The sequence below is a fragment of the Bradyrhizobium sp. McL0615 genome (assembly GCF_049993905.1).
Classification (GTDB): domain Bacteria; phylum Pseudomonadota; class Alphaproteobacteria; order Rhizobiales; family Xanthobacteraceae; genus Bradyrhizobium.
On record NZ_CP188254.1, the window covers coordinates 349324 to 374045 of the forward strand.

At 62.2% G+C, this 24722-nt stretch carries 25 protein-coding genes and 2 tRNA genes; 17 read left to right on the plus strand and 10 right to left on the minus strand.

Annotated elements, in window-relative coordinates; genetic code table 11:
* The first annotated feature begins 7 nt into the window (after positions 1–7).
* On the plus strand, positions 8–1783 hold the full coding sequence (locus ACPPVP_RS01605) for a heme biosynthesis protein HemY (RefSeq protein ID WP_426530663.1): 1776 nt from the start codon (positions 8–10) through the stop codon (positions 1781–1783).
* Between the two features lie 98 nt (positions 1784–1881).
* A tRNA-Thr gene (locus ACPPVP_RS01610) sits at positions 1882–1957 on the plus strand.
* 126 nt (positions 1958–2083) lie between these two features.
* On the opposite strand, the gene ACPPVP_RS01615 is transcribed toward ACPPVP_RS01610, so the two are convergent.
* Together ACPPVP_RS01615 and ACPPVP_RS01620 are read right to left on the minus strand one after the other, a co-directional pair.
* Positions 2084–2326 carry a hypothetical protein gene (locus ACPPVP_RS01615; RefSeq protein WP_426530665.1) on the minus strand — a complete coding sequence of 81 codons (243 nt, stop codon included), beginning with the start codon at positions 2324–2326 and terminating at the stop codon, positions 2084–2086.
* A 311-nt stretch (positions 2327–2637) separates the two neighbouring features.
* Positions 2638–3543, minus strand: a complete 906-nt coding sequence (locus tag ACPPVP_RS01620) for a glycosyltransferase family 2 protein (RefSeq protein WP_426530667.1) — start codon at positions 3541–3543, stop codon at positions 2638–2640.
* Between the two features lie 320 nt (positions 3544–3863).
* On the opposite strand from ACPPVP_RS01620, the gene rfbC reads away from it, so the two are divergent.
* Together rfbC and rfbD are read left to right on the plus strand one after the other, a co-directional pair.
* The gene (rfbC, locus tag ACPPVP_RS01625; RefSeq protein ID WP_426530669.1) at positions 3864–4421 is read left to right on the plus strand and encodes a dTDP-4-dehydrorhamnose 3,5-epimerase; all 558 of its coding nucleotides are present in this window, start codon (positions 3864–3866) and stop codon (positions 4419–4421) included.
* 5 nt (positions 4422–4426) lie between these two features.
* Complete coding sequence (rfbD, locus tag ACPPVP_RS01630) at positions 4427–5329, plus strand: dTDP-4-dehydrorhamnose reductase (protein WP_426530671.1); 903 nt, start codon at positions 4427–4429, stop codon at positions 5327–5329.
* Between the two features lie 29 nt (positions 5330–5358).
* Here rfbD and ACPPVP_RS01635 read toward each other — a convergent pair whose 3' ends face one another.
* Entirely contained in the window at positions 5359–5838 is a 480-nt protein-coding gene (locus ACPPVP_RS01635) for a sugar 3,4-ketoisomerase (RefSeq protein WP_426530673.1), read from the minus strand.
* Between the two features lie 350 nt (positions 5839–6188).
* Between ACPPVP_RS01635 and ACPPVP_RS01640 the strand changes: the two genes are divergently transcribed.
* Positions 6189–6644: a hypothetical protein gene (locus tag ACPPVP_RS01640; protein WP_426530675.1), complete on the plus strand. Its 456-nt coding sequence runs from the start codon at positions 6189–6191 to the stop codon at positions 6642–6644.
* A 94-nt stretch (positions 6645–6738) separates the two neighbouring features.
* On the opposite strand, the gene ACPPVP_RS01645 is transcribed toward ACPPVP_RS01640, so the two are convergent.
* Positions 6739–7767, minus strand: a complete 1029-nt coding sequence (locus tag ACPPVP_RS01645; RefSeq protein WP_426530677.1) for a polysaccharide deacetylase family protein — start codon at positions 7765–7767, stop codon at positions 6739–6741.
* Positions 7768–7977: 210 nt separating this feature from the next.
* Here ACPPVP_RS01645 and ACPPVP_RS01650 point away from each other — a divergent pair, with 210 nt between their 5' ends.
* Both ACPPVP_RS01650 and ACPPVP_RS01655 read left to right on the plus strand, forming a co-directional pair.
* Positions 7978–8262 (plus strand): hypothetical protein, encoded by a 285-nt coding sequence (locus ACPPVP_RS01650; protein WP_426530679.1) that lies wholly within the window; start codon positions 7978–7980, stop codon positions 8260–8262.
* Positions 8263–8535: 273 nt separating this feature from the next.
* Positions 8536–8754 carry a hypothetical protein gene (locus tag ACPPVP_RS01655; RefSeq protein ID WP_426530681.1) on the plus strand — a complete coding sequence of 73 codons (219 nt, stop codon included), beginning with the start codon at positions 8536–8538 and terminating at the stop codon, positions 8752–8754.
* A gap of 6 nt (positions 8755–8760) precedes the next feature.
* Here ACPPVP_RS01655 and ACPPVP_RS01660 read toward each other — a convergent pair whose 3' ends face one another.
* The 4 genes from ACPPVP_RS01660 to ACPPVP_RS01675 form a co-directional block, all read right to left on the minus strand.
* Entirely contained in the window at positions 8761–10509 is a 1749-nt protein-coding gene (locus ACPPVP_RS01660) for a TRAP transporter large permease (protein WP_426530683.1), read from the minus strand.
* Positions 10506–11174: a TRAP transporter small permease subunit gene (locus tag ACPPVP_RS01665; protein ID WP_426530685.1), complete on the minus strand. Its 669-nt coding sequence runs from the start codon at positions 11172–11174 to the stop codon at positions 10506–10508. Before ACPPVP_RS01665 ends, ACPPVP_RS01660 begins: the two co-directional genes overlap by 4 nt.
* Before the next feature lie 102 nt (positions 11175–11276).
* Positions 11277–12416, minus strand: a complete 1140-nt coding sequence (locus ACPPVP_RS01670) for a TRAP transporter substrate-binding protein (RefSeq protein WP_426530687.1) — start codon at positions 12414–12416, stop codon at positions 11277–11279.
* 197 nt (positions 12417–12613) lie between these two features.
* On the minus strand, positions 12614–14305 hold the full coding sequence (locus ACPPVP_RS01675) for an MFS transporter (protein ID WP_426530689.1): 1692 nt from the start codon (positions 14303–14305) through the stop codon (positions 12614–12616).
* 149 nt (positions 14306–14454) lie between these two features.
* Between ACPPVP_RS01675 and ACPPVP_RS01680 the strand changes: the two genes are divergently transcribed.
* From ACPPVP_RS01680 to ACPPVP_RS01690, 3 genes are all read left to right on the plus strand, one after another.
* Positions 14455–15843, plus strand: coding sequence for a hydrolase (locus ACPPVP_RS01680; RefSeq protein WP_426530691.1), 1389 nt, complete (start codon positions 14455–14457; stop codon positions 15841–15843).
* Between the two features lie 142 nt (positions 15844–15985).
* Positions 15986–17371, plus strand: coding sequence for a cytochrome P450 (locus ACPPVP_RS01685; RefSeq protein WP_426530693.1), 1386 nt, complete (start codon positions 15986–15988; stop codon positions 17369–17371).
* A 126-nt stretch (positions 17372–17497) separates the two neighbouring features.
* A complete protein-coding gene (locus tag ACPPVP_RS01690) occupies positions 17498–18907 on the plus strand; it encodes an adenylate/guanylate cyclase domain-containing protein (protein WP_426530695.1) in 1410 nt (469 codons plus the stop codon).
* A gap of 3 nt (positions 18908–18910) precedes the next feature.
* Here the strand turns inward: ACPPVP_RS01690 and ACPPVP_RS01695 are convergent, their stop codons facing one another.
* Complete coding sequence (locus ACPPVP_RS01695) at positions 18911–19387, minus strand: hypothetical protein (protein ID WP_426530697.1); 477 nt, start codon at positions 19385–19387, stop codon at positions 18911–18913.
* A 389-nt stretch (positions 19388–19776) separates the two neighbouring features.
* Here ACPPVP_RS01695 and ACPPVP_RS01700 point away from each other — a divergent pair, with 389 nt between their 5' ends.
* The 5 genes from ACPPVP_RS01700 (at position 19777) to ACPPVP_RS01720 (ending at position 23696) form a co-directional block, all read left to right on the plus strand.
* The gene (locus ACPPVP_RS01700) at positions 19777–20283 is read left to right on the plus strand and encodes a TerB family tellurite resistance protein (protein ID WP_426530699.1); all 507 of its coding nucleotides are present in this window, start codon (positions 19777–19779) and stop codon (positions 20281–20283) included.
* A 232-nt stretch (positions 20284–20515) separates the two neighbouring features.
* Positions 20516–21295: an SDR family NAD(P)-dependent oxidoreductase gene (locus ACPPVP_RS01705; RefSeq protein ID WP_426530701.1), complete on the plus strand. Its 780-nt coding sequence runs from the start codon at positions 20516–20518 to the stop codon at positions 21293–21295.
* Between the two features lie 165 nt (positions 21296–21460).
* Complete coding sequence (locus tag ACPPVP_RS01710; protein WP_426530703.1) at positions 21461–22261, plus strand: glutamine amidotransferase; 801 nt, start codon at positions 21461–21463, stop codon at positions 22259–22261.
* Positions 22262–22369: 108 nt separating this feature from the next.
* A complete protein-coding gene (locus ACPPVP_RS01715) occupies positions 22370–22909 on the plus strand; it encodes a nuclear transport factor 2 family protein (protein ID WP_426530705.1) in 540 nt (179 codons plus the stop codon).
* A complete protein-coding gene (locus tag ACPPVP_RS01720) occupies positions 22884–23696 on the plus strand; it encodes an enoyl-CoA hydratase (protein ID WP_426530707.1) in 813 nt (270 codons plus the stop codon). The genes ACPPVP_RS01715 and ACPPVP_RS01720 overlap by 26 nt, the downstream gene beginning before the upstream one ends.
* Positions 23697–23799: 103 nt before the next feature.
* Here the strand turns inward: ACPPVP_RS01720 and ACPPVP_RS01725 are convergent.
* A tRNA-Ala gene (locus tag ACPPVP_RS01725) sits at positions 23800–23875 on the minus strand.
* Between the two features lie 193 nt (positions 23876–24068).
* On the opposite strand from ACPPVP_RS01725, the gene ACPPVP_RS01730 reads away from it, so the two are divergent.
* The gene (locus tag ACPPVP_RS01730) at positions 24069–24359 is read left to right on the plus strand and encodes a YggT family protein (protein ID WP_426530709.1); all 291 of its coding nucleotides are present in this window, start codon (positions 24069–24071) and stop codon (positions 24357–24359) included.
* Between the two features lie 29 nt (positions 24360–24388).
* Positions 24389–24721: a DUF167 domain-containing protein gene (locus ACPPVP_RS01735; protein WP_426530711.1), complete on the plus strand. Its 333-nt coding sequence runs from the start codon at positions 24389–24391 to the stop codon at positions 24719–24721.
* The last annotated feature ends 1 nt before the right edge of the window (position 24722 follow it).

Here is a 24722-nt window from a genome sequence, read left to right on the forward strand (position 1 = left end):
GATTTCGATGATCCGGATCATTCTGTTTCTGTTGTTGATCGCGCTGGGCGCAGCCGGCGCGGCCTGGATTGCCGAGCAACCCGGCGATGTCATGCTGTCGTGGGGCAGCCTGAAGCTCACGACCAAGCTGCCGGTTTTCGTGCTGGGGCTGGGCATCGTCGTCGTCGCGGCCATGATGCTGTGGGCGATCCTGCGTGGCCTGTGGCGCACGCCGGAACGTATGCGCAAGGGCCGGCGCGAACGGCGTCAGGCCCGAGGCCGGCATGCGATCACGCAAGGACTGCTGGCGATCGGCCACGGCGATTCCTCCGCCGCCCGCATCCACGCCGAAGCGGCGCGCAAGCACGCGGCGCACGATCCGCTGGCGTTGCTGCTGCATGCGCAGTCGGCGCAGCTCGACGGCGACCGCGAAGGCGCGCAGCGCGCCTTCCGCGCCATGGCCGAACGCGAGGACACGCGGCTATTGGGCCTGCGCGGCCTGTTCATCGAGGCGCAGCGCGCCGACGATCCGGTGGCGGCTGTGATGGTCGCCGAGGAAGCGCTAAAGCTGTCGCCGTCCTCGTCATGGGCGTCGCATGCGGTGCTCGGCTTCTGCTGCGCCAAGGGCGACTGGGCCGGCGCGCTGAAGATCCTCGACAACAATCAATCGGCCGGGCTGATCGACAAGGCGACCTATCGCCGGCAGCGCGGCGTGCTGCTGACGGCGCGGGCGCTGGAGCTCGAAAAGGTCGATCGCGACCTGTCGCGCGAGAGCGTGATGGAAGCGGTCAAGCTGGCGCCGACGTTGGTGCCGGCCGCGGTGCTGGCGAGCAAGTTCGAAAGCGAGTCGCATCAGATCCGGCGTTCGATGCGTCTGGTCGAGACGGCGTGGCTGACACAGCCGCATCCCGATTTGGCCGATGCCTATGCGCATGTGAAGCTCGGCGATTCCGCGCGCCAGCGGCTGGTGCGGGTCGAGACGCTCGCGGCGAAGATGCCCGGCCACATCGAGGGCGCGCTGGCAATTGCGCGCGCCGCGATCGACGCGTCCGAATTTACAAAAGCGCGCGACGCGCTGGCGCCGTTCATCGCCGCACCAACGCAACGCGTCGCGCTGTTGATGGCGGAGATCGAGCGCACCGAACATGGCGATAGCGGCCGCGCGCGGGCCTGGACCTTGCGCGCGGTGCGCGCGCTGCACGATCCGGCCTGGACTGCGGACGGCTATGTCTCGGATCGCTGGCGACCGGTTTCGCCCGTCACCGGCAGGCTGGATGCCTTCCAGTGGCAGACGCCGGTCGCGGCACTGCCGTCCGACAAGGCTGGCGCGATCGAATCCTCGGCCTTTGAGGAAGCCATGCTGGCGACCCCGCGCCGCGCCGTCGTGCTCGAGCCGCCAAAGGACGCCGACGCGGAGGAGCCGGCTCCGTCACCCGTCGCTCCAGCGCCTTCCGCCGCGCCCGCTGCGTCAGATCCTGCGCCGGTCGCCGAGCAGGACAATGCGCCGCCGCCGGCCGCCGCTGAGACCGCCCCCGTCGAGGCCGTCCCCGCCCCAGCGCCCACTCCGGTACCCGCGCCGGCCGAATCGGCGCCAAGCCGGCCGGCCCCCTTGTTCCGGTCACGGCAGGACATTCCGAAGGCTGTTCCAGCCCCGATTCCGGCGGTCATTCCGCTGATCCGGGCGCCCGACGATCCTGGGGTCGACGACGACGGCCCGGCGGACGAATTTGCGGAACAAATCGGCCCGCCCAAGGCCCAGGCCGGCGGCTGGCGGGGATTTTTGTCACGCTGGGGCGGCGACTAGGCGCCCAGGCGACAGCAGCGTTTTTCTTGCCAATCGGGGCTTGTCCCGATATCAGGTGCGGGCGTTCGCGGGTCAGACCCGAACGCCGCGTTTGGTCCGCCGCAATAGCTCAGTTGGTAGAGCACGTCATTCGTAATGACGGGGTCACAGGTTCGAGTCCTGTTTGCGGCACCAGCGATCCTGATCACTTGCCCCGCTTACCAGGATCTCCGAAAAAGCCGCTAGTCCGCACTGTGTCTGCAAACCAGTTCCGGTGCTCGATGTGGTGGCGTTGGTGCTTCCTCAGTCGCATCACGTCAGCTAACGATGCAATAAGTCCCGGAATCCGTGCCAGTCGCCCCTGACGCTCTCAAAACCCTTGAGTTTTTCACGCTCCGCTGGCGACAGACTGGCCATGAATGCCGCTCGCTGGCGTCGATCGTAAACGACATGCGCTGAAAGCCAAATCGTTAGGCAAGCAGCAAAGCCGGTGAAAAAACCTGTCCAAAACATTTGTACATGATGGTGCGCTGCGGTGGCGATATTGCGGCGCACTGCCGACATCGCGCAGTTGTGACCTCCATGTCGCGCAGGCGCATCGTAACCGGTACTGATCAATGAGCGCATCGGTTGTGAGCGACGCCGGGCGAGTCTGCGCGCATGAACGCCTTTCCCTTTTCGTGAGCAGCGAGGTAATCGACCTTGTGCGCTTCGAGCATTTCGGCTGTACGACCTATCGCAAAAACCAACTCTTCGTTGTCGCCCTGGTATCTGTCAAAAACCTCCGGCCGGGGCAATCCCGGCTACCATCTGATCGTTATCGCCGCCGAAAGCCAACGCGAGCTTCGGAAACCCATTATCGACGTTTAGGCGGATCAGGCGATTGCAAAAACGTTCTTCGACAAAGCTCTGCGAAGCCGCAAAGCAGCAACGGGGCCAATTGATCTGATCAACACTGCAGATTTCTTCCCCAATCCATTGCGTGGATGCAGGCCATGCTTCGAAAGGTATCGAAACATCTGGCGCAGCTCGATTATGGTTTCGGGACAAGCGTAGTAGTAGTCCCAAGCGGAGCGCAAGGCGTACTCGAGAGCCAGTTCCGTTGTTTCGCGGCTATCATTGGGAAGACAATTTTGCATAAACCTCCGCAGCATCAAGGCGGCACCAGTCCAGCCCTGGCTGGACATAAACGATGAATTTTGGATTCTCCACTCCGCTAGAAGCTCCGGCACGATTGTAACAAGTGCTCCTTGTCGAAGGATCTTGAAGAGAAAGTCCTTTTCTTCGCAGAGAGTCAGGTCTTCGTCGAAGCCCGACACCGAGCGCGCGAGGTCTTTGCAGACAACCATCGCATTTACATGAACAAAATTATTGAACACCAGATTGTAGTCGTTCGTGAAGTCGTGACCGAATATGAAGCGCTCGGATGGCGTGGTCTTTGCGAAATGACATATCGCGACGCTGTTTGAGGAGCATGCTGTTAGCATGCGCTCGACGAACTGGGGGTGAATCGAATCGTCGTGATCGTGAAAATGCACGAAGCTGGATGTTGCGGCCGCAAGCAATCGGTTTCGAGCGTGAGACTGCCGTTTCTGCGGGCCGCCCCTGATGACCCGAAATCCAAGCTCGGCTGCCTTTTCGATTGTATCGTCTGTACTGCCGTCGTCGTGCATCACGACTTCATCGAACGGCCTCGTCTGGTGATCAATGTCGTGTTTCAACCGATCGAGATAGCGAGAAGAGTTGAACAGCGGCACCAGCAACGAGATCTTCCGTGTCACGGCATATCTCCAGGGTGGGGTGAACTCGCGAGTGGCAGGGCTGCGACAGAGCGGCAGATCGATAGCCGGCTCCATTCATCTCAGCCCCACGCGTGCTATATTTTTGCTCGCTGCGGTGGGATTAACATTGACTGACCACCCACCGTATATCGTAGCCTTGACGACAAGCGGTACTATTTTGATTTTCATCACATCTCCACCGATGAAGTATTCGGCTCGCTCGCCGGTACCGGGTATTTTTGTGAGGCGACAGCCCGGCGTCAATCGCGGCGAGCGGCTGGGCATCGGTTCTTGAGTCGTAATTGTGCGTAAGGGTTTTTATGCTCACTGTCACATCCACCGCGATCGACGGGGTAAAGGTTGTCACGCCAAAATCGATTGCGGATTCCCGCGGCGCATTCTGCGAAACTTATAACCAGGAGCGCTTTGCCGAACATGGCATCACGGCAAACTTCGTTCAGGACAATCAATCGGCGTCAGCCGCGATCGGCACCATTCGTGGCCTGCATTTTCAAGGTCATCCCGCTGCCCAAGCCAAACTAATTCGCGTATTGAAGGGTCGAATTTTCGACGTGGCGGTTGATCTGCGCCGTTCGTCACCGACTTACGGCAAGTGGGTTGCCGAGGAGGTTTCCGCCGAGAACCGCAAGCAGATATTCATACCAATTGGCTTTGCTCACGGCTTCTGCACCCTGGAAATCGGCACCCACGTCTTCTATAAAGCCAGCGCCTTTTATTCGCCCCTGAACGATTTCGGCATCGCGTGGGACGATCCCGATTTGGGGATTGATTGGCCTGTCGCGCCGAGCAACGCGACGTTATCGGATAAGGATCGCAGGATGCCGGCATTCCGGTCGTTGCCAGGATATTTTGAGTAGAAGCAATGCGCATCGTGGTCACCGGCAGGTTTGGCCAAATCGCGCAATCGTTGGTCGAGCGTGGGACCAACTCCAGCGTGGAAGTGCTGACGCTGGCACGGCCGGCGATAGACCTGGCGCGACCGTCCGACCTCGCGGATGCGCTCGGCGCATTGCGCCCGCAAGCTGTGGTCAGCGCCGCGGCCTACACCTCTGTCGAGCTCGCCGAGAGTGAGCCCGTGCTTGCATATCAAATCAATGCCAACGGAGCCGAGGCGTTGGCGCGGGCGGCCGCGCGACTTGAGATTCCGATCGTACACCTGTCGACCGACTATGTCTTCGACGGCACCCTGGATCGTCCCTATTGCGAGCATGACCCGCCCTGCCCAATCAATGTTTACGGCTTGAGCAAGCTGCGTGGCGAACAACTGGTCGCTGCAGCGAATCCAAATCACGCCATCCTTCGGACAGCCTGGGTCTACAGCCCGTTCGGCAAGAATTTTGCGCGAACCATGTTGTCGCTAGTCGGCAATCGCGATGAAATTTCCGTTGTGGGCGATCAGCGAGGTGCTCCCAGCAGTGCGCTTGATATTGCCGACGGCATTTTCAACGTACTGTGCAATCTGATTGCAAGGCCGGATGACGCCGCAATCCGCGGCGTATTTCACATGACGGGTGGTGGTGACACGAACTGGGCGGAATTCGCAATGGCGATCTTCGCTGCTTCCGCTGCGAACAATGGGCCTTTCAGTCAGGTGAGATCGATTGCCAGTTCGGATTACCCGACTCAAGCCCGTCGACCGGCCAATTCGCGATTGGACAATACCAAGCTTGAAAGGTCTCACGGAGTGAGGTTGCCTCTTTGGCGAGATTCAATATCGGAAACAATTGCGCGGATCCTGGCCGAAGATTTTCGAAAGAAGGTTTGATTTCGCCAATTTTGATTTCAAGCCAACCGCTACTTCGCCAAGCGAGCCTCGTCCAGAAACGCATCGTAGTCGCGGATATAATCGGCTGGATCATAAAGGTCCGACGCAAAGACAAGCAGTGCAGCGTCGGCGCTGTACTGCCACTGTCTGCCCCAGATCATCGGAGGAACATAAATACCTATGCTCGGTCGGTTCAATTGGAATTCAAGTCGCGTCGTCCCGTCATCGACTGTGACGCTGCATTGCCCATAGGCGCAAATCAGAAATTGATGACATTGCCTGTGAGCATGCTCTCCCCGAATCTCGCTGGATGGAACTCCCGATATGATGAAATATCGCTTTGGTTGGAACGGAAATCCGCGATCGAGCTCCCCGACTGTCAAGTCGCCACGAGGATCGCTCACGGAAGGAAAGTGATAAATATCCACGCCCCGAACCGCGGTGGACGTTATCAAAACTTTGGGTTCTCCGGGTTTTGAAACGATTTTTATCGGCTCCTGCTCCGACATGTCCTGTTCTCCCTGAGTCTCAAAGCTTTCTACTATCAGCAGGGTGCCGATAGTGTTGCACTAGACGAAAAGCGAACGAATTCGAAAACCGTGCGAAAGTCAATTTTTGTCGACGCGGGCTGCTCAGTTGCCCGGAAGAATTGCTTTCCGCAGGACCCGGATTGATGGAAATCAGACATTGGGAAGACGCAGTGCAAGCGCATTTGCGGCCAGTACTCATTGTGCTTTTTCGAAAAAGATCTTGGAGCAACCGGCATTCGCGTTCACGGACGCGTGTGCGTGACCGATCTCACATCTAGATCCCATTGGTCCGCATAGTCTCCGCCCAGACCTCAAGGGGAGATACAACCATGCGTAAATTCATTCTGATTGCAGGCTTCGCTCTGGTGTCCGTGGCCGCGCAGGCTGGCGAACGGAGCTTGTCGCTCGGTGGCGGCGAGACCACGAAGGTGAGCGCTCCGGCCAAGGCTACCGAGGGACCGCGAACCGCGGAAGCTCCGCAGGCGGCCGAAGCCCCGAAATATGTCGAGCGGCCGGCGGCCGTCGAGCCCAAGACTGAAACGACCAAGTCTGAGACGGCCAGATCCGAAACCGGCAGGGCCGCGGAGAGCTACGGCCAGAGGATGAAGAACCGGCCGGCCGGCATGCAGCAGCGCTATGCCGGGCGCCCGCAGGGCGCCGGGGCTGGCGGAATGTCGGCCCGGAGAGCTGCGATGATGCAGAGAGGCGCGGGACAGCACCGCATGCGCTTCGGTATCCGGGCGCGCATCATCATGGCGCTGCACCGGCACGGCATCTACTGGTAATCCTGCCAAAGCAGAACGCGCCTCTCGGATTCCAATCCGAAGACGCGTTTTTCGTTGCGTAAGCTGGAGCCGTTGAACGGCTTCCCGTCAATCCTTATTGCGAAACCGTCTGCACCACGCTGCTGATCGGTCGGCTGGCCACGGCCGGCACCTTCTGGTCCTTCACCAGCATCGCGTCATATTCCGGCACGGTTTCGAGTTGCTCCTTGGCCTTCATCTGCACCACCTTGTAGCCGCCGGCCTTGAGGCGGCGCAGCAGCGTCGGCAAGGCGATCGCCGTGTGCTTCTGCAGGTCGTGCATCAGGATGACGCCCTTGCCCTGCTTGTCGAGCTTGGTCATGACGTTGTTGATGACCTGGTCGGGACCCGATGATTTGAAGTCGTTGGAATCGACATCCACCGAGAACATCGAGATGTTGCGAGAGGCGAGATAGCCGAGCGCCGCCTGCGTGTGCCCCAGTCCGGGGAAGCGGAAGAACGGTGCGGGCGCGGCGCCGATCGCCATCTTCACGGCGCTAAAACCCTTCTCGATCTCTTCCTTCATCTGCGGCTCGGTCATCTTCTTGCTGTCGAGATGCGCGTGCGACCAGGTGTGTGAGCCGACGGTGTGGCCGGCGGCGTAGACCTGCTTGAGAATTTCCGGGTGATAGGTGGTGTGCTTGCCGACCGGGAAGAACAGGCCCTTGGTGCATTCGTCCGCCAGCGCCTTGAGCACGGCGGGCGTGGTCGGCCACGGACCGTCGTCGAAGGTGAGCACGACTTCCTTGTCGGTGAGGAAGTCGAACTGCTTGTACTGGAGGAAGCCGAAGCCTGGACCGCCGGTGGTGTCGATCACGACAATGCGGCTGACGCCGAGCGCGTCAGGATTGGCGCAGGTCGATCGCGCCGGCTGGGCTGCGGGAGCGGGCGCGGGGGCCGGCTTCGAGAGAGCGGCCGTGACCTCGACGTCGTCCTTGGGCGCAAGCTTTGCCGCGGCGGGCGCCGGTAACGGCTCGGCCTTGCGGGCGGCGACGGTTTGAGGCGGGGCCGCGTCGGCCCGCGGCGAGGAGGTCCAGAACCAAACGGCGGTGATCACAACCGCCGTCATTACACTGGCCAGCATCAGGCCCAACGCATTACGCATCGCTACTCTTTCCACATACTCGGGGCACACACTCGCAACAGGGCATTAGTGCCAACAAAGTCTTAACGTCTCCCGAACAGGCGCCAGTTAGACGAAGAGGATGAGGGTTTTAAGGCTGAGTGATGTCAGTCACAGTCGGCGCCGCGGTTCCCGGCGCATGTTGCAACCATCAACAGCGGGCCCACGTAGCTGGGCCAACAGGAGCCGAAAATGACCGCAGCCTTCTTCAATACCGTTCGCAAGGTCAGTTTAGTGCTGGCCTTGACCACCTCTTTCGCCGCCGTCTCGTCGACCGCAAGCTTCGCCTTCAGCTCTGAAGCGCAGCAGCAGTGCACCGGCGACGCGTTCCGCCTCTGCAGCTCGGAAATCCCGAACATTTCGAAGATCACGGCCTGCATGATCAAGCATCGCGCCGATCTGAGCGTGGGTTGCCGCGGCGTCATGGATCGCGAACTCGCCGGCCAGAAATCCACGGGTAAGCTCGCGGCGCAATAACGGCGCGGTCTTCGCGGTCTCCAACGGCTCGAAAAAACGCTTGCGTCGATGCGACGCAGGCGTTTTTCCGTTTCATGGGGCGCAAAGCGCACGGATGAAGCGATTTCGCCGTTCACAAATACGTTGCCAGCCGAATTTCGGTGCACGGATTCCCGTCCTGACACGTTTTCTTGATGCGAAACCGGTGTCGACCCCGGATCAAGTCCTGGGCTGGCTTTCGCCGGAAAACGATATAGAACGCGCGGATTGCGCTCTCGTGTAAAGGCTTAGAAAATGACCAAGATTCTTTTCATCATTCCCCTGGTTTTGATCGCGTCAGCCGCGTCGGCTCAGGAGAAGAAGCAGGGGCATGACGCCTGCGCGCGCGACGTCTCGCGCTACTGCCGGGCGCAGATGCAGGATGGCGATCAGATTGTGCTGGCCTGCCTGAAGCAGAACCGCGCCAAAATCAGCAAGGGCTGCCAGCAGATGCTGGCGAGCCACGGGCAGTAAGATCTCTCAGCCGCCGTAAAGATAGTTCGGCAGCCACAGCGTCATGCCGGGCCAGAGATACATGATCACCATGCACAGGATCACGATCAGCATATAGGGCATCATGCCCGCAAAAATCTGGTTCAGCGTGACGTGCTTCGGCGCGACGCCCTTGAGATAGAACGCCGACATCGCGACCGGCGGCGACAGGAACGCCGCCTGCAGGTTCACGAACACCAGCGTGCCCCACAGGATCGGATCGATGCCGAAATGCTTGAGCATCGGCAAAAAGATCGGCACGAAGATGATGATGATCTCGGTCCATTCCAGCGGCCAGCCCAGCACGAAGATGATCGCCTGTGACAGGATCATGAACTGAACGGGCGTCATGTTGAGCGAAAGGACCCAGCTCTCCAGCAGCGCCTGACCGCCGAGAATGGCGAACACCGCCGAGAACAGCGCCGAGCCTACGAACAGCCAGCACACCATGGCCGTGGTCTTCGCGGTCAGGAACACCGCTTCCTTGGTGCGCTTCCAGTCGAGCGTGCGGGCATGAAACGCCAGGATGAAGGCGCCGGCGGCGCCGACCGCCGCCGACTCCGTGGCGGTCGTGATGCCGAACAGGATCACCGCGAGAACGATCACCGTCAGGATGCCGAGCGGCATCACCGACGACGTCAAGAGCTTGAGCACCTCGAAGCGTTCGCCGTTCATGCGCCAGTAGGAGCGCGCGTTCCACAGTAGCAATACGGCGGCGCTGATCCCGAACCAGAGATAAAACTGGAAGTCCGGACCTTTTTCGGCGGGCGTAGCCTCCGGCGTCGCCAACGCGCTGCCGAGTTGCTGCAGTCCCTCGACCGGACCGGAGGCCGCGCCGGCCTGCTGATGGATCACGACGTACCACCACACGGTCGCCAGCGTGATGGTCGTGAGCAGGAACGGCACCAGGGCTATGATAAAGTTCTGCACCACGGCCCCATAGGTCATGGGCTTGCCGTCGATCTCCAGGGCCCTTGCCCTCGCCGGTGAAACCAGCGCCTTGAGCAAGGCGACGAACATATTCGGCGAATACAGCGTCCCAAACTTCGTGATCCAGGCCGGCACGCGGACGCGGGTCTGCTCCTCCGGCAAAGGCGGCGCGATCTTCGGATTGATCAGCGCCCAGCCGATGACGTAGACCAGATAGAGGAACGCCAGGAAGAAGCCGGGGAACATCGCCGCCGCGTACAGCTTGACGACGGATTGCCCCGCGACGGCCGCGTAGACGATGATCATCACCGACGGCGGGATCAAAATACCGAGCGTGCCGCCGGCGGTGATGACGCCGGAGGCGAGCTTGACGTCGTAGCCGGCGCGCAGCATCGGGTTGAACGCGATGACGCCCATCAGCACGACGACGGCGCCGACCAGGCCTGAGGCAATTCCCCAGAACGTGCACACGATCAGGGTCGCCACCGCAAGCGAAGCCGGCATGCGGCGGAACGCGAGCTGGATCGAATAGAACATCTTGTCGACCAGCGCGCCGCGCTCCATCACGTAGCCCATCAGCACGAACAGCGGGATCGAGATCAGGACATCGTTGGTCATCGCGCCATAGGTGCGCTGGACCATTAGGTCGAAGACGCGGTTTTGCGTCCAGCTGTGCGACGGGTCGTAGAAAGCGATGAAGCCGAAGAACATGCCAAGGCCCATCAGCGTGAAGGCCGTGGCAAAACCCATCATGATGACGACGACGATCAGCGCCAGCATCAACAGGCCGAGTGCGGGATCGCTCATGTTTGCACGTCTCCGCCCATTCCGCGCTGACGCGCCATCTCGTCGATTCGCGCCGCGCCCTCGATCGCGAGCTTGCGTGATTCCTCATCGACATATTCGCTATGCGCGAGCTGCTCCTCGATGACGTCGATCTCGGCGACGTCCTTCAGCCGGCTCGGCCATTCGCCGGTCCTCAGGCAAACCACGCAGCGCACGATCTCGGCCACGCCCTGCAGCATGATCAGCGCTCCGGCGATGGGTATCACTGATTTGAAATGGTAGACCGGCGGACCGTCCGCGGTGACGTTCGAATGCTCGGCGATGCGCCATGAGTCCGCGGCGTAGAAATAGCCGGCATAGACCAGCGCTGCGATGCCGGGCAGGAAGAACACGATGTATAGCACGAGGTCGAGCGTCGCCTGGGTGCGCGGCCGCATCGAGGAATAGAGGAAGTCGCCCCGGACATGGGCGTTCTGCGCCAGCGTGTAGGCGCCGCAAAGCATGAACAGCGTTCCGTACAGCATGTTGTCGAGGTCGAAGATCCAGGACGTCGGCATGTTCATGATGTAGCGTTTGAATACTTCGATACAGACGGCGCTCATCAGAACGATCATCAGCCACGCGGTGGCCTTGCCGACCCAGGTACTGATGCCGTCGATGGTGTGCAGGAAACTCTGGACGCTCATGGGGGTGCGATCGTTCGGCGCGAGGGATCGATAATACAAAGCACCATCCGGGTCGCGCGCCCGAATGGTGCTTTGCTGGTTAGAGCATTTTCAAGCGCGGCGTCAGATCTTCTTGGCCGCGCCGTTGGCGCCCCAATAATGGTCATACGCCATCTTGCGGCTCACCACCGTGTCCTGCTCCCACTGCGTCGTGCGCTTGGCGAAGGCGAGCTGCGATTGCAGAATTTCCTTGAACAGTGGATTTTCCGCCGACTTCTTCTTCACCACCTCGTCATAGACCTCGAGCTGTTGCTTCAGGATGGCGTCGGGCGTCTTGTAGAACTTGACGTTGTCCTTGCTCTGCATCTCCGCATAGTCTGTGGAGTAGCGGTCGATCGCTTTCCAGGACATGTCCGCCGAAGCCGCATCGACCGCGTTGGCGATGATCGCCTTCATCTTCTCCGGCAGTGCGTTGTATTTGTCCTTGTTGAAGGTGATCTCGAACTGCTCGGCGTTCTGGTGGTAGCTCTGCAGCATGCAGACCTTGGAGACGTCGGGGAAGCCGAGCACGCGGTCCGAGGTGGCATTGTTGAACTCGGCGGCGTCGAGCAGGCCGCGGTCCATCGCGGAGACGATTTCGCCGCCGGGCAGCGCGTTGACGGCCGCGCCCATCGCGGTGAACACGTCAATGGAGATGCCGACGGTGCGGTACTTCAGCCCCTTGATGTCGTCGGCCTTGGCGATCGGTTTCTTGAACCAGCCGAACGGCTGCGTCGGCATCGGCCCGTAGGGGAACGACACGACATTGGCGCCGATCGATTCATAGAGCTTGGCAAGCAGCTCCTTGCCGCCGCCATAGCGGTGCCAGGACAGCAGCATGTTGGCGTCCATGGCAAAGCCCGGTCCCGAGCCCCACAACGCCAGCGCGGTCTGCTTGCCGTAGTGATAGACGAGCACGCCATGGCCGCCGTCGAGCACGCCCTTGGATACCGCATCGAGCAGGCCGAAGGCGGGAACCACGGCGCCTGCCGGCAGTACTTCGATCTTGAGGTCGCCGCCGGTCATGTCGTTGACCTTCTTGGCGTAGTCGAGGGCGTATTCGTGGAAAATGTCCTTTGACGGCCATGTGCTCTGCCAGCGCATGCTGATCGGACCCTGCGCGCTCGAAATGTTCGGCGCGGCGACGGTGGCTGCGGCGCCTGCGGCGGCCACTTTTAGGAAGCTGCGGCGGCTTGAAGTCTTCCCCTTGGTGGGTTTTGTCATGACTTATCCTCCCGGTTGAGCCGATCCTTGGTTGGCCGGCGTGATTGATTGGCCGGAACTCTAGAGGCGGCGTCCGAGCTTTGGCAAGGATACGTTATACCAATGCGGCGTTAGGCCTGCGGCGCCACGCCGCAGGGTCTGCTGGACTGTCAAATTGGTAAACGGCTTGGTAAACGGCGCCGTCGCGAACGTCGCTATTACGTGCTGCTGCCTGCCGCCGTCGCGACCACGGGCAAGACCTCGTTGGCGGCGCGGTCGGGGGTATCTTCCTTCCAGCGGACCGAACCGAACGGCCGCTCCAGCATGCGGCGGACGCGGATCGGGTCGGGCCCGAGATGAAAGTCGATTGCGCGCTGGTGCAAAGCGCGCTCGGACTGCGTCGCACGGTTGCGCTGGCGCAGATAGTCGAGCCAGGTCGGGCAGTGGTAGCGCTCGGTCCACAATTCGGGGTCGCCGATGTCGCGCGCGATCGACCAGCCATAGGCGCCGTTGCGCTGCCGGCTGAGCTGTACTTCCTGCATCACATTGTGGAATGCGCGCGCATTGTCCTGCGCGACGCGATACTCGATCTCGACCACCAGGGGTCCGCTGCGCCCGGTCAGCGACAACCGGACCTCGGGATCGGCCAGCAGCTCGGTGGCGTCCTCGTTGCGCGCACCGACCCGCGGCATCCGCAGCCAGATTCCGAGCAAGGGCGACAGCAGCATCAGACCGGCCGAAACCAGGAGCGCGGTCTCGACGCCGGCGAGATCGGTGAGATGTCCCCAGCCCCAGCTTCCCACCGCAATGCCGCCGGCGATCGAGGCCTGGAAAGCCGCCAGCGAGCGGCCCGCGACCCAGCGCGGCGCCGAAAGCTGCACGCCGATATTGAACAGCGCGACCGCCAGCATCCACACCGCGCCGGCCAGCACCAGGGCGACCGCCGTCAGGATGCCGCTCGTGCTCAGGGCGACGGCGGCGATCGCGCCGGCCATCGATATCGCGCAGGCGCGCACCGCGGCCTCGCCGCTCATGCGCCGCCGCACCTCGCCGATATTGAGCGCACCGATCACCGCGCCCATGCCGAAGGCCCCGAGCATGATGCCGTAGGTTTGCGCGCCGCCATGCAGCAGATCGCGCGCGACCAGCGGCATCAGCGCCGAGACCGAGCCGCCGATGATGCCGGTGACCAACGTCCTGATCAGCACGATCCGGATCGACGGCGAGTTGGCGATGTAGCGCACCCCCGAGACGATGGCGCGGTTGAGACGTTCGCGCGGCAGGCGCGACGGTTCATGGCTGCGGTTCCACAGAAACAGCACCACCATCAGCGGCAGATACAGCACCGCATTGACGGCGAACGCCGCTACCGCGCCTGCGGTGGCGACCACGATGCCGCCGATCGCCGGGCCGAAGCTGCGCGCGATGTTGTAGCTGATGCCATTGAGCGCGACCGCCGCCGGCAGCGTTTCCGTCGGCACCTGCTCGCTGACCGAGGCCTGCCAGGCCGGTCCGAACAGCGCCATGCCGCTGCCGACCACGAAGCACAGCGCTAGCAGGATATTCGGCGTCACGAGGCCGAGCCACGCCAGCACCGTCAGCACGGTCGCGCCGACCAGCGCGATTCCGAGCGAGATGAGCGCGACGATGCGGCGGTCGTGCATGTCGGCGATGGCGCCGGCGGGCATCGCGATCAGCATGATCGGCAGCATCAGCGCGGTCTGCACCAGCGCGACCTTGTCGGCGGATGAGGTCATCTGGGTCATCGCCCAGGCAGCTCCAACGCCCTGGATCAATATCCCGAGGTTGGAGACGAGGCTGGCGAGCCAGATGCGCCGGAACACGGCATGCCGCAACGGCGCTGCGATGCCTTCAGTCACAGGACGCGAGCGTTTCGGCTGGTCGGTCATGAGCGGTTCCGTTGGCTTTCTGTCGCCGGCTTGATTCCATTCCAACTTGAAGTGATGCCTGCGAAAACCCTGGCCTGTCCAGTCGTTACACCGCTTCCAGCGGTGCTACAGCACAGCTAAGGTACTGAAAAGCAACGGGAGGTTTCGAAATGCGGCTGTCACGGCGGTTGATGCTGAAGAGCGCCGGAGCGTTGCCCTTGCTGGCTGGCTCATTCGGGCTTCCGCTCCTTGGTGTGCGGGCGTGGGCACAGACGGCGCCGGCGGCGTCAAGGCCAGCGGAGGTTCCGCCGGTCCTGTTCGTTCACGGCAATGGCGATCATGCTGCGCTCTGGATCACTACAATTTGGCGCATGGAATCGAACGGCGTGCCGCGCGAGCGAATGCTGGCGATCAATTTCACAGATCCTTTGGCGCGCACCGACGACAAGGTGGAGCAGGCAAACCGGTCCTCGACCGAAGATCAGCGCCGCGAGCTCGGCGAGGCCGTCAAGGAATTGCAGCGCCGCACCGGCGCGATGCGCATCGCGCTCGTCGGTAATTCGCGCGGCGGCTATTCAATCCGCAACTATATCAAGAATGGCGGCGGGGCCGATATCAGCCACGCGGTGCTGTGCGGCGTTCCCAACCACGGCATCTATGACTGGGACGAGGGGCTTGGCGGCGAGTTCAACGGCCGCGGCCCGTTCCTGCGCGGCTTGAACGAGGGCGAGGGCGAGGTGACGCCGGGCACGGCGTTCCTCACCTTGCGCAGCGATGGCATCGATAAATATGCGCAAGCCGACGGGCGCTTTGTCGGCAAGCCTGGCACGCCGAGCGGCGTGACATCGGAAGGTCCTGCGCTGAAGGGCGCGACCAATCTCGTGCTCGGTGCGCTCGATCATCGCGAGGTCGCCTTTCATCCACGCGCGTTTCGCGAGATCTATAAATTCATCGCAGGACAGGAGCCGTCACGCATCGAGATCGTGCCGGAAGCGGAAGTCAAACTCAGCGGGCTCGTGACGGGTACGCCGGGCGGCTTGGTCACCAACCGTCCGGTATCCGGTGCGACCGTCGAAATCTACCGCGTCTCTCCCGACACCGGCGAACGCACCGGCGGGCCGATCCATTCTTCACAGACCGGCGCTGACGGGCGATGGGGCCCGGCTCAGGTCGACCCGAGCTGGCATCTCGAGATCGTCCTGACATCGGCCGGCTCGCCTACCACACACATCTATCGTTCACCGTTTCCGCGCTCCTCCAACGTCGTGCATCTGCGCGCCGCGCGCCCGCTCGGGCCGGCGGATGCCGGCGCGGGCGCCGTGGTCCTGATGTCGCGTCCGCGAGGTTATTTCGGCCTGCCGCGGGACGTGGTGCTGATCGATGGCAAGGAGCCGAAAGACGTGAAATCCGGCGTGCCGACCGATTCGGTCTCGACCTTGCGGCTTGGCGCGGAGGAGATTGGCCGTCCCGTGGCAACCATGTTCAATACAGAACGAATCGTGGCGCGGGCCTGGCCGGCCTCGGAAAACCGGATTGCGATTGCCGAATTGACTTACTAGCTGTTCGGGGTGGCTGTTCCGGATGCGCCTTTATGGTGGCCGGAGGAGACAAAAGCAGTAGCCCGCATGAGCGCAGCGATATGCGGGGCCTGGCACGATCCCGGATATCGCTTCGCTCATCCGGGCTACGAAAGTGGCGCCCATGAGCATAGCCGAGGCTTACGACATTCCGGCCGCACGCGCGCCGCTGGTGCCGCCAAGCCCGCCGCGGGCGCCCGACGACATGACGGTGTTCGGGCGGATGAAGGCGATCCGCATCAGCCCGATCGGCATGTGGGGCCAGCGGGCCTATGAGGAAGATATCATCCAGGGCCGCTTTTTCGGGCGTGGCAGTTTCATCCTCAACGCGCCCGATGCGATCCGGCATGTGCTGGTCGACAATTACGAAAACTATACGCGCACGCCGGTGAGCTTTCGGGTGTTACGTCCGATATTGGGCCAGGGCCTGCTGATTGCGGAGGGGCGCGCGTGGAAACACCAGCGCCGGACGCTGGCGCCAGCCTTCACGCCACGCGCGGTCTCGACGCTCGTTCCGCACATGCTGGCGGCGACCGACGAAACGGTCGCCAAGCTCAGGGCCGCCAGCAACGCGCCGGTCGACCTGCGCGCGGCGATGCAACGGATGGCGCTCGAAATCGCCGGCCGCACGATGTTCTCGTTCGGGATGGACCGGCACGGCGCCGCGTTGCGCGACTTTGTCGTGGACTATGGCGAGCGGCTGGCGCGGCCGCATTTTCTCGATCTGCTGCTGCCGCTCAGCTGGCCGAGCCCGCAGGATCTGGCCCGCGCCCGTTTCCGCAAGCGCTGGACGGCCTTTATCGGGATGCTGATGGCCGAGCGTCGCGCCGCCGGCAAGAACGAGGGCGCGCCGGCGCGTGACCTGTTCGATCTGATGGGCGACGCGCGCGATCCCGAGACGGGCGAAGCCTTTACCGACGAACAGCTCGGCGATCAGATCGCGACCATGATTCTGGCCGGCCACGAGACGACGGCGACGGCGCTGTTCTGGGCGCTCTATTTGCTGGCGCTCGATCCTGCGGCCCAGCAGGACGTCGCCGACGAGGTGCAGGGCGCAACCGTCGACGGCACGCTCGATATCGAGCGTCTGAAATTCACCCGCGCGGTGATCGACGAGACCATGCGGCTCTATCCGCCGGCGTTCCTGATTGCGCGCGCCGCCAGCGGCCCGGACACGATCATGGGGCTTCCGGTCAAGAAGAAGGACGTCATCCTGATCGCGCCGTGGCTGCTGCACCGGCACGAAAAACTCTGGCGCGATCCGAACGCCTTCATCCCGTCGCGCTTCATGACCGGCACGCCGCCCGATCGTTTTGCTTACCTGCCGTTCGGCGTCGGCGCGCGCGTCTGCATCGGCGCGCATTTCGCGCTGGTCGAAGCAACGCTGGCGCTGGCGAAGATGATCGGCGCGTTTCGCGTCACGCTGGTCGACAAGGAGCCGGTGATGCCGGTCGGTGTGGTGACGACGCAGCCCGACCGTTCGCCGACGTTCACCATCACGCCCCGGTAGTGTTTGCGAGGCGGAAACTGACCCGGACCGGATCAGGACGGGTCGCCGGTTTTCGCGAAGAAAGCGCGTCCAGCAAGAGAGAGCATCTTGCGGCGACATTCTCTCACCCTCATCTAAGGCTCCGGCATGAGCGACGTTCAGGCACAGTTCTCGGTATTGAGGCAAACCGCCGATCCGGCGGTGGCCGATGCAATTGCTTGGCTCATCGAAAAGGGCGAGGACCATCAGCTCAACCGGATCAACGTGCTGGATTTTTCCAGGCAGGCCGGGTTCGACGAGGAGCGGGTGATTTCCGGGTTCCTTCATGCGTCGCGGCTGGGCCTGTTCGATCTGACATGGAATGTGCTGTGCCCGGGCTGTGGCGGCGTGCTCGATGCCCATTCGACGCTGAAATCGCTGCGCCACGACGATTACAATTGCGCGCTGTGCGCGGCGGGTTATGAGGCCTCGGTCGACGAACAGGTGGAGGTTGCCTTTACCGTAAGCCCCCGTGTTCGGCGCATCGCCGCGCACGACCCGAACACGCTGCCGATCTGGGAGTATTTCAAGCAGGTCTTCTGGAGTTCCGGTGTCGACTTCAACAAGGAATCGTTTGCGTCCCTCACCGACGAGGTGGTGATCGACGCGCTCGAACTGCCGGCGGGCGAGAAGGCGGTGATGTCGCTGCAATTGCCGGCGCAGTTCATCATCGTGTTCGAGCCGGTGACGCATGCCGCGCAATTCATCGACGTGCAGGGGGAGCCGACCAAAGAGCGCCAGCAATTATCGCTGATGTACAACAACGTCCATGCGCCGACCGGAACCACCACGATGCGCCCCGGGCCGTTGCGGCTGTCGCTCGATAACCAGACCGGCGCGCGGGTGCTGCCGTCGGTGTTTATCGCCGCCGACGGCCTTCATCATCTGATCGGAAAGCGAAAGCCGTTCCTGACCGCGAAGCGGATGCTGACCAACCAGACTTTCCGCGACGTCTACAAGGCCGACAATCTCAATATCGACCAGCGGCTGAAGATCACTTCCCTGACATTCCTGTTCACCGACCTGAAGGGGTCGACGGCGCTGTATGAGCGGGTCGGCGATCTCGCAGCCTTCGATCTGGTGCGCGCGCATTTCCATGCGCTGCTGGAAATCATCTCGTCCGAAAAGGGTGCGGTGGTCAAAACCATCGGCGACGCCGTGATGGCGACGTTTATCAGGCCGGAACACGCGCTTGCCGCCAGTCTCCGGATGCGCTCCGCGATGGCCGCGCTCAACGCCCAGCGCGGCACCGAGGATCTGATCGTCAAGATCGGGATTCACGAAGGCCCATGTCTGGCGGTGATGCTCAATGAACGGCAGGATTATTTTGGTCAGACCGTCAATATCGCCGCCCGTGTGCAGAGCCTGTCGACCTCGCAGGAAATTCACATCACCGGCTCGGTGATCGACTCACCCGCGGTTGCCGCGATCCTGGACAAAGCGGCGATCAGGCCGATCCAGAAGCAAGCGGCGCTGCGCGGCATTGCCGACAAGATCGTGGTGTACGAGATCCCGTAGTGGTTATTCGATCACGATCTCGCCGGTCATGCCGAGTTCGGCGTGGGTCTTGCCATCGCTGGTCTTGATGTCGCAGCGCAGGTCGCTGGCGCGGCCGGCCGCGACCGGCACCAGCCACCATTCGGCGGATTGCCCCGGATAGACTTCGATCTCGCGGATTGCGCCCTTGAATTCCGCAAGCGTCACGGCCTTGCCGTTCTGTTGCTGCGTCACCTGCACCTTGCGCGTGAACACCATCTGCGAGAACGCATGCGAGGTGAAGTAATGTGGATCGCTGCTCGTGTTGCGCAGGATCAGTTTATAGAGCTTGCCGGTTTCAAACTTGAGCTGCTTTGGCGCGAATTCGTGTTTGCCGGGCGAGCCGAGATCGACCGTCATCTCGATCGGCGTCTGCCGCGACAGATCGCCCGCCGCCAGCGCAGCTCCCGAAGCTACTCCCAACACAACGGCCGCACCGAGTACGAAGCGAAAGGAGGTCATGTTCGTTTCCTTTGAGAGAAATCGCTGGTGAAACAATGAGTTCACCCCTAATGCAAATGCGAATGACTTGCAATTAGAAATCGACCCGGCGTCCTGCGGCGAATCGCGCAGTGCAGCTTTTGGCCGATAGGCCGCGTCCTCCCGCAGGCTGCGAGGTTTCGCGCGTTGAACCCATGCCCGCGGGCTCCGACTCAACAGCAGGCCAAGGCTCGGCAGATCGCTGCGGCCGTCGCGGCCACAGCCGGGAGGGCGCGCAAATGATGCCGTCCATTCAACGTGGCGTCGATTTAATCTGCTTGCACGGTCAGGCAGGCATCTCATTTCTTGCGAAGGCCAAATCCTCGACCCATATTCGTTGAACAGCTTTCTCGATTTCTGCAGGTCGATTGATGCTCGACGGACTGCGCCAATTCATTGCCGACATCGTTACGCCGAGTGCGGATTCGGATTTCGCGTTCGACGATACCGGGTACCTTCTGGCGGCGACGGCGCTGCTGGTTCACGTCGTTTCGCTCGATGGCGAGCCGAGCGCGATCGAGCAACGCAAATTGCACAGTCTGATCGAAAGCCGCTTCAAGCTCGATCCCGGTACGGCGGATCATTTGATCGCGCAGGCGACGCGGGCCGAAGGCGAGGCGGTAGATCTCTATCATTTCACCAGCGTCATCATGCGTTCGGTCAATGAGGAGGGCCGGCTCCGCATCATCGAGATGATGTGGGAACTGGTATATGCGGACGGACAGGTCAGCGAGTTCGAGGATAACGTCGTTTGGCGTGCGGCTGATCTGCTCGGTATTTCCTCACGCGACCGGATCGATCTCAAGCACAAGGTGGCGGAGCAGCGGCAACCGGCCTCGTCCGGGGACCTCGCGAAAACGGCCGACGCTGCGACTTGACCGCGGCGCCGTTACACCCTCGAATTGTGTTCACGGCAGATGACGAAACTTTAATGTGCCGCGCTATCGGCCGCGAACAAGCGCGATAGGCCTGAAAATATTGAACTTCGATTGCCGGGGAGTGTAACTGTGCATGGGCATATGCCATGCACGTGGCTTGCGTCACACATCGGGCCTATGCTCTCGTTCCGGCGCTGGCGGCTATCTGTAATTTATTTAAGAGCATTCAATCGTGACCGAACGTGTGACGCTCATTACCGGTGCATCGGCGGGAATAGGCACCGAACTGGCGCGCGTTTTTGCATCCCGCGGCCATCGTCTGGCGCTGGTGGCGCGCCGCGCCGATCGCCTGGAAGCGCTGGCGGCTGAAATCACGGCTGCGGGCGGCGCGGCTCCGATCGTCATTCCCTGCGACCTCGTGCAGCCCGATTCCGGCGACAGGATTGCCGAAGCACTGGCTGCGGCCGACCTGGAAGTGGAGTATGTCGTCAACAATGCCGGCTTCGGCCTGTTCGGCAGAGCGGTCCAGCGCGATCGCTCCGATCAGCTCGACATGATCGCGGTCAACATCCGCGCCTTGACCGATCTGTCGCTGCGGTTCTCCGACCAACTGATCCGCAACCGCGGTGGCTTGCTCAATGTCGGCTCGATTGCCGGCTTTATGCCGGGCCCGGGAATGGCGGTTTATTACGCCACCAAGGCCTATGTGCTGTCATTCACGGAGGCGATGCGGGCCGAACTGGCGCCGCATGGCGTGCGCGTGACGGTGCTTTGTCCCGGTCCGGTGCCGTCGGAGTTCCAGGCGCGCGCCGGGTTCAGGCCTGGTTTCGATTCGGCCGTTCTCAAGGTTTTACCCGCCGCCGTCGCCCAGCAGGCCTATCGCGGGTTGATGGCGAACAAGCGGGCAGTGATGCCAGGCATCGGCATCAAGATTGTCCCATTCCTGCTCCGGTTCTTCCCGCGCGGGTTCATTCTGGGAGCTGTCGGCCGGCTCCAGCTTCGTCAGCGCTGAGAAAGCGCTGCTTTCCTGCCGAAAACCTACCCATCGCGGTATCACTTGCCGGCGGCCACGTCTGGCCCGCGACTTGCTTGGAATCGCTTGAGTGTGAGCGAACTCACGCGAAATTAAGACTCACTTAGGTATCGTTTCGGTTTGAGCTGCCCTGGGGCAATTTCGATGTCGTTCCGGTCGAGAAAAATTGGCGACACCATCGTGCCCTTTCCCGGCCAACGGACGCTGGTTGCACTGCGCCCGGCGCCCCTCTTGCCCGTTCTGATCGTTCTCCACCAGGAGACGTCGACGCCGGGTCGGGTCGGAAATGCGCTGCGGGCGCTCGGCTACCGCCTCGACATCCGCCGTCCGCGGTTCGGCGATCCGCTGCCGGAAACACTGGAGCAGCATGCCGGCGCGGTGATCTTTGGCGGCCCGATGAGCGCCAACGATTCCGATGACTATGTTCGCCGCGAGATCGACTGGATCGAAGTTCCCCTGCGTGAGCAGCGGCCGTTTCTCGGCATCTGCCTGGGTGCGCAGATGCTTGCCAAACAATTGGGCGCGCAGGTCGCGCCGCATCATGACGGCCGGGTCGAGGTCGGCTACTATCCGATCCGTCCGACCGAGGCCGGTCACGCGCTGTGCCCGGACTGGCCAGTGCACGTCTACCACTGGCACGGCGAGGGATTTCAGCTGCCGCGCGGCGCAAAACTGCTTGCCGAAGGCGACGACTTTCCGGTGCAGGCCTATCAGCACGGTCATGCGTTCGGCTTCCAGTTTCATCCTGACGTGACCTACGCCATGATGCATCGCTGGACCACGCGCGGGTGCGTCCGCATGGAGCAGCCGGGCGCGCAGCCGCGTCACCTTCACTTCGAAGGCCGCGCCGTACACGATCTGATCGAACGGGCGTGGTTGAAGAATTTCATTGCGGGCTGGATCGCATGCGCGCCGCGCGCAATCATGCTGGACGCCGCCGAATAGCCGCCACGCGGAATTTTTCGCGCGCGTCCGAACGTCTTTCAAAATTCAGGGATGTGATAGTGTCGCTGCCTGAAGCCTGCGGATACCGGCAGGCGAATGGGAGGCGACATGACCGGCGACGCGTTCGCGCGGCTCCTCAGTGATTTCACGCTGTCGGCGGAGTCAGGCGATGGCGTGCGCTTCGCCAACCATTTCACCGAAGACGCCGTCTATCACGACTACATCTACGGCCCGCACCGAGGTCGCGCCGACATCGCGCACATGATGGCGAACCTGTTTCACCGCGACGCCACCGATTATCGCTGGGAAATGTTCGATCCCGTATTCGATGGGCGTCAGGGCTATGCCTGGTCGCTGTCAAGTTTTACGTCGACGATTCCGCAGTTCAAGGGCCGGCATGAGCCGCTTTCTCGTGCGCGACGGGCTGATCGCGGAATATCGCGAATCCGTCAACGGCGGGGTCGCGATGGCACAACTCGGCGTCGAACCGGCGCGGATGGAAAAAGTATTCCACCGCTGGGCCGGATGGCTCGAGGAGCGGCCGGAAACTTTGGATTATCTGGCGCGGCCGAAAGGCTCGCGCGCGAAACGTCAATAACAGAAACGACAGGGAGAGATCGCCGTGACCTATCAGCATATTCTCTATGAAGTGAGCGACAAGATCGCGACCATCACGCTCAACCGCCCCGACCGCATGAATGCGTGGACCGCGACCATGGAGCGAGATGTGCGCCACGCGATGGCGGCGGCGGCCGGTGATGACAGCGTCCGCGTTATCGTGCTCACCGGCGCCGGTCGGGCGTTCTGCGCTGGCGCCGATATGGAGGCCTTGCAGGCCATCGATCCCAGTGAGATCAGGCGCGGCGAAAGCACGCCGCCGTTCGACATGAACCGTCGGGCGGACTGGCAGACGCGCTATGCCTATTATCCGGCGATCCCAAAACCCGTGATCGGCATGCTGAATGGCGCCACCGCCGGCATTGGCCTCGTCCACGCGCTTTATTGCGACCTGCGTTTTGCCGCCGACAACACCGTCTTCACCACCTCGTTTGCGCGCCGCGGGCTGATTGCCGAGCACGGCATCAGCTGGATGCTGCCGCGCATCGTCGGCCACGCCAACGCCCTCGATCTCCTGATGTCCGCGCGGCGAGTATCAAGCGAGGAAGCGCTGCGGATCGGGCTGGTCAACCGCCTCTACCCGCCGGACCAGTTGCGCGAACAGACCTATGCCTATGCGCGCGATCTGGCCGATTTCGTCTCGCCGAGCGCGATTTCGGTGATCAAGCGCCAGCTCTACGACGTGCCGTTCCAGACGCTGGCGGAAGCCACCATCGACGCCAACCGCGAAATGCAGATCGCGCTGAAGGGGAGCGATTTCCGGGAGGGGGTGGCGAGCTTTGTGGAGAAGCGGCCGCCGCGGTTTACGGGGAAGTGAGCGGGGGCTACCAGCCCGTCTTCGCCCGTTGGGCTTCGCCGGGCACGCTTCGCTCTTCAGGTTCTTGCGCGGCTGCGCCACGCGTAGCCCGAAGGGCGAAGCGTGGTGGAGCCAGGCGGGATCGAACCGCCGACCTCGTCATTGCGAACGACGCGCTCTCCCAGCTGAGCTATGGCCCCGTCGCGGCCGTCTCGGGATGACCCGAAGCGACCGACAATCGGCGCCATTTACAGTCCGGCCCAAGGCCAAGTCAAGAACGGTGCAAGAAACTTGAAACGGCCGATTTTGGCGTCATTTTGCCGGGAACTTCCCTTGTTTGCGGGGGGATGAACCGATATCTAGCTGATACCTCTCCTCGCGAGCCCCCGCCACATGCGCGCTATCCTCGACATTGTCATCATCGTCCTTGACCTCTACGTCTGGCTTTTGATCGCCTCCGCCATCCTGTCGTGGCTGATCGCCTTCAATGTCGTGAACACGCGCAACCAGTTCGTCGCGGCGGTGGCCGAGTTCCTCTACCGGATCACGGAGCCGGCGCTGGCGCCGATCCGCCGGTTCATGCCCAATCTGGGCGGGCTCGATATCTCGCCGATCATCCTGATCCTGCTCATCATGTTCATCCAGCGGGTGATCCTTTATTACATCTATCCCAACGTCATCTGATCGCCGGCGCTGGTAGCGGATGGAGCCTGATGGATCCCTGGCGCTATTCCACCGAAGGCATCAGTGTCGCGTTGCGGGTGACCCCGCGCGGCGGCCGCGACGACATCGACGGCATTGAAACGCTCGCCAACGGCCGATCGGTCGTCAAGATTCGCGTCCGTGCCATCGCGGAGGGCGGCGAGGCCAATCGCGCGGTGACCGAATTGCTGGCTAAGGCGCTTGGCGTCCCGAAAGCGAAAGTAAAGATCCTGTCAGGCGTCACGTCGCGGCTGAAGCAGGTCGCCGTCGACGGCGATCCGAAAGTTCTTGGCGAAACGCTTCGGAAGGCGACCGTCGCCAAAGCGGAAAAGACGAAGGACTGAG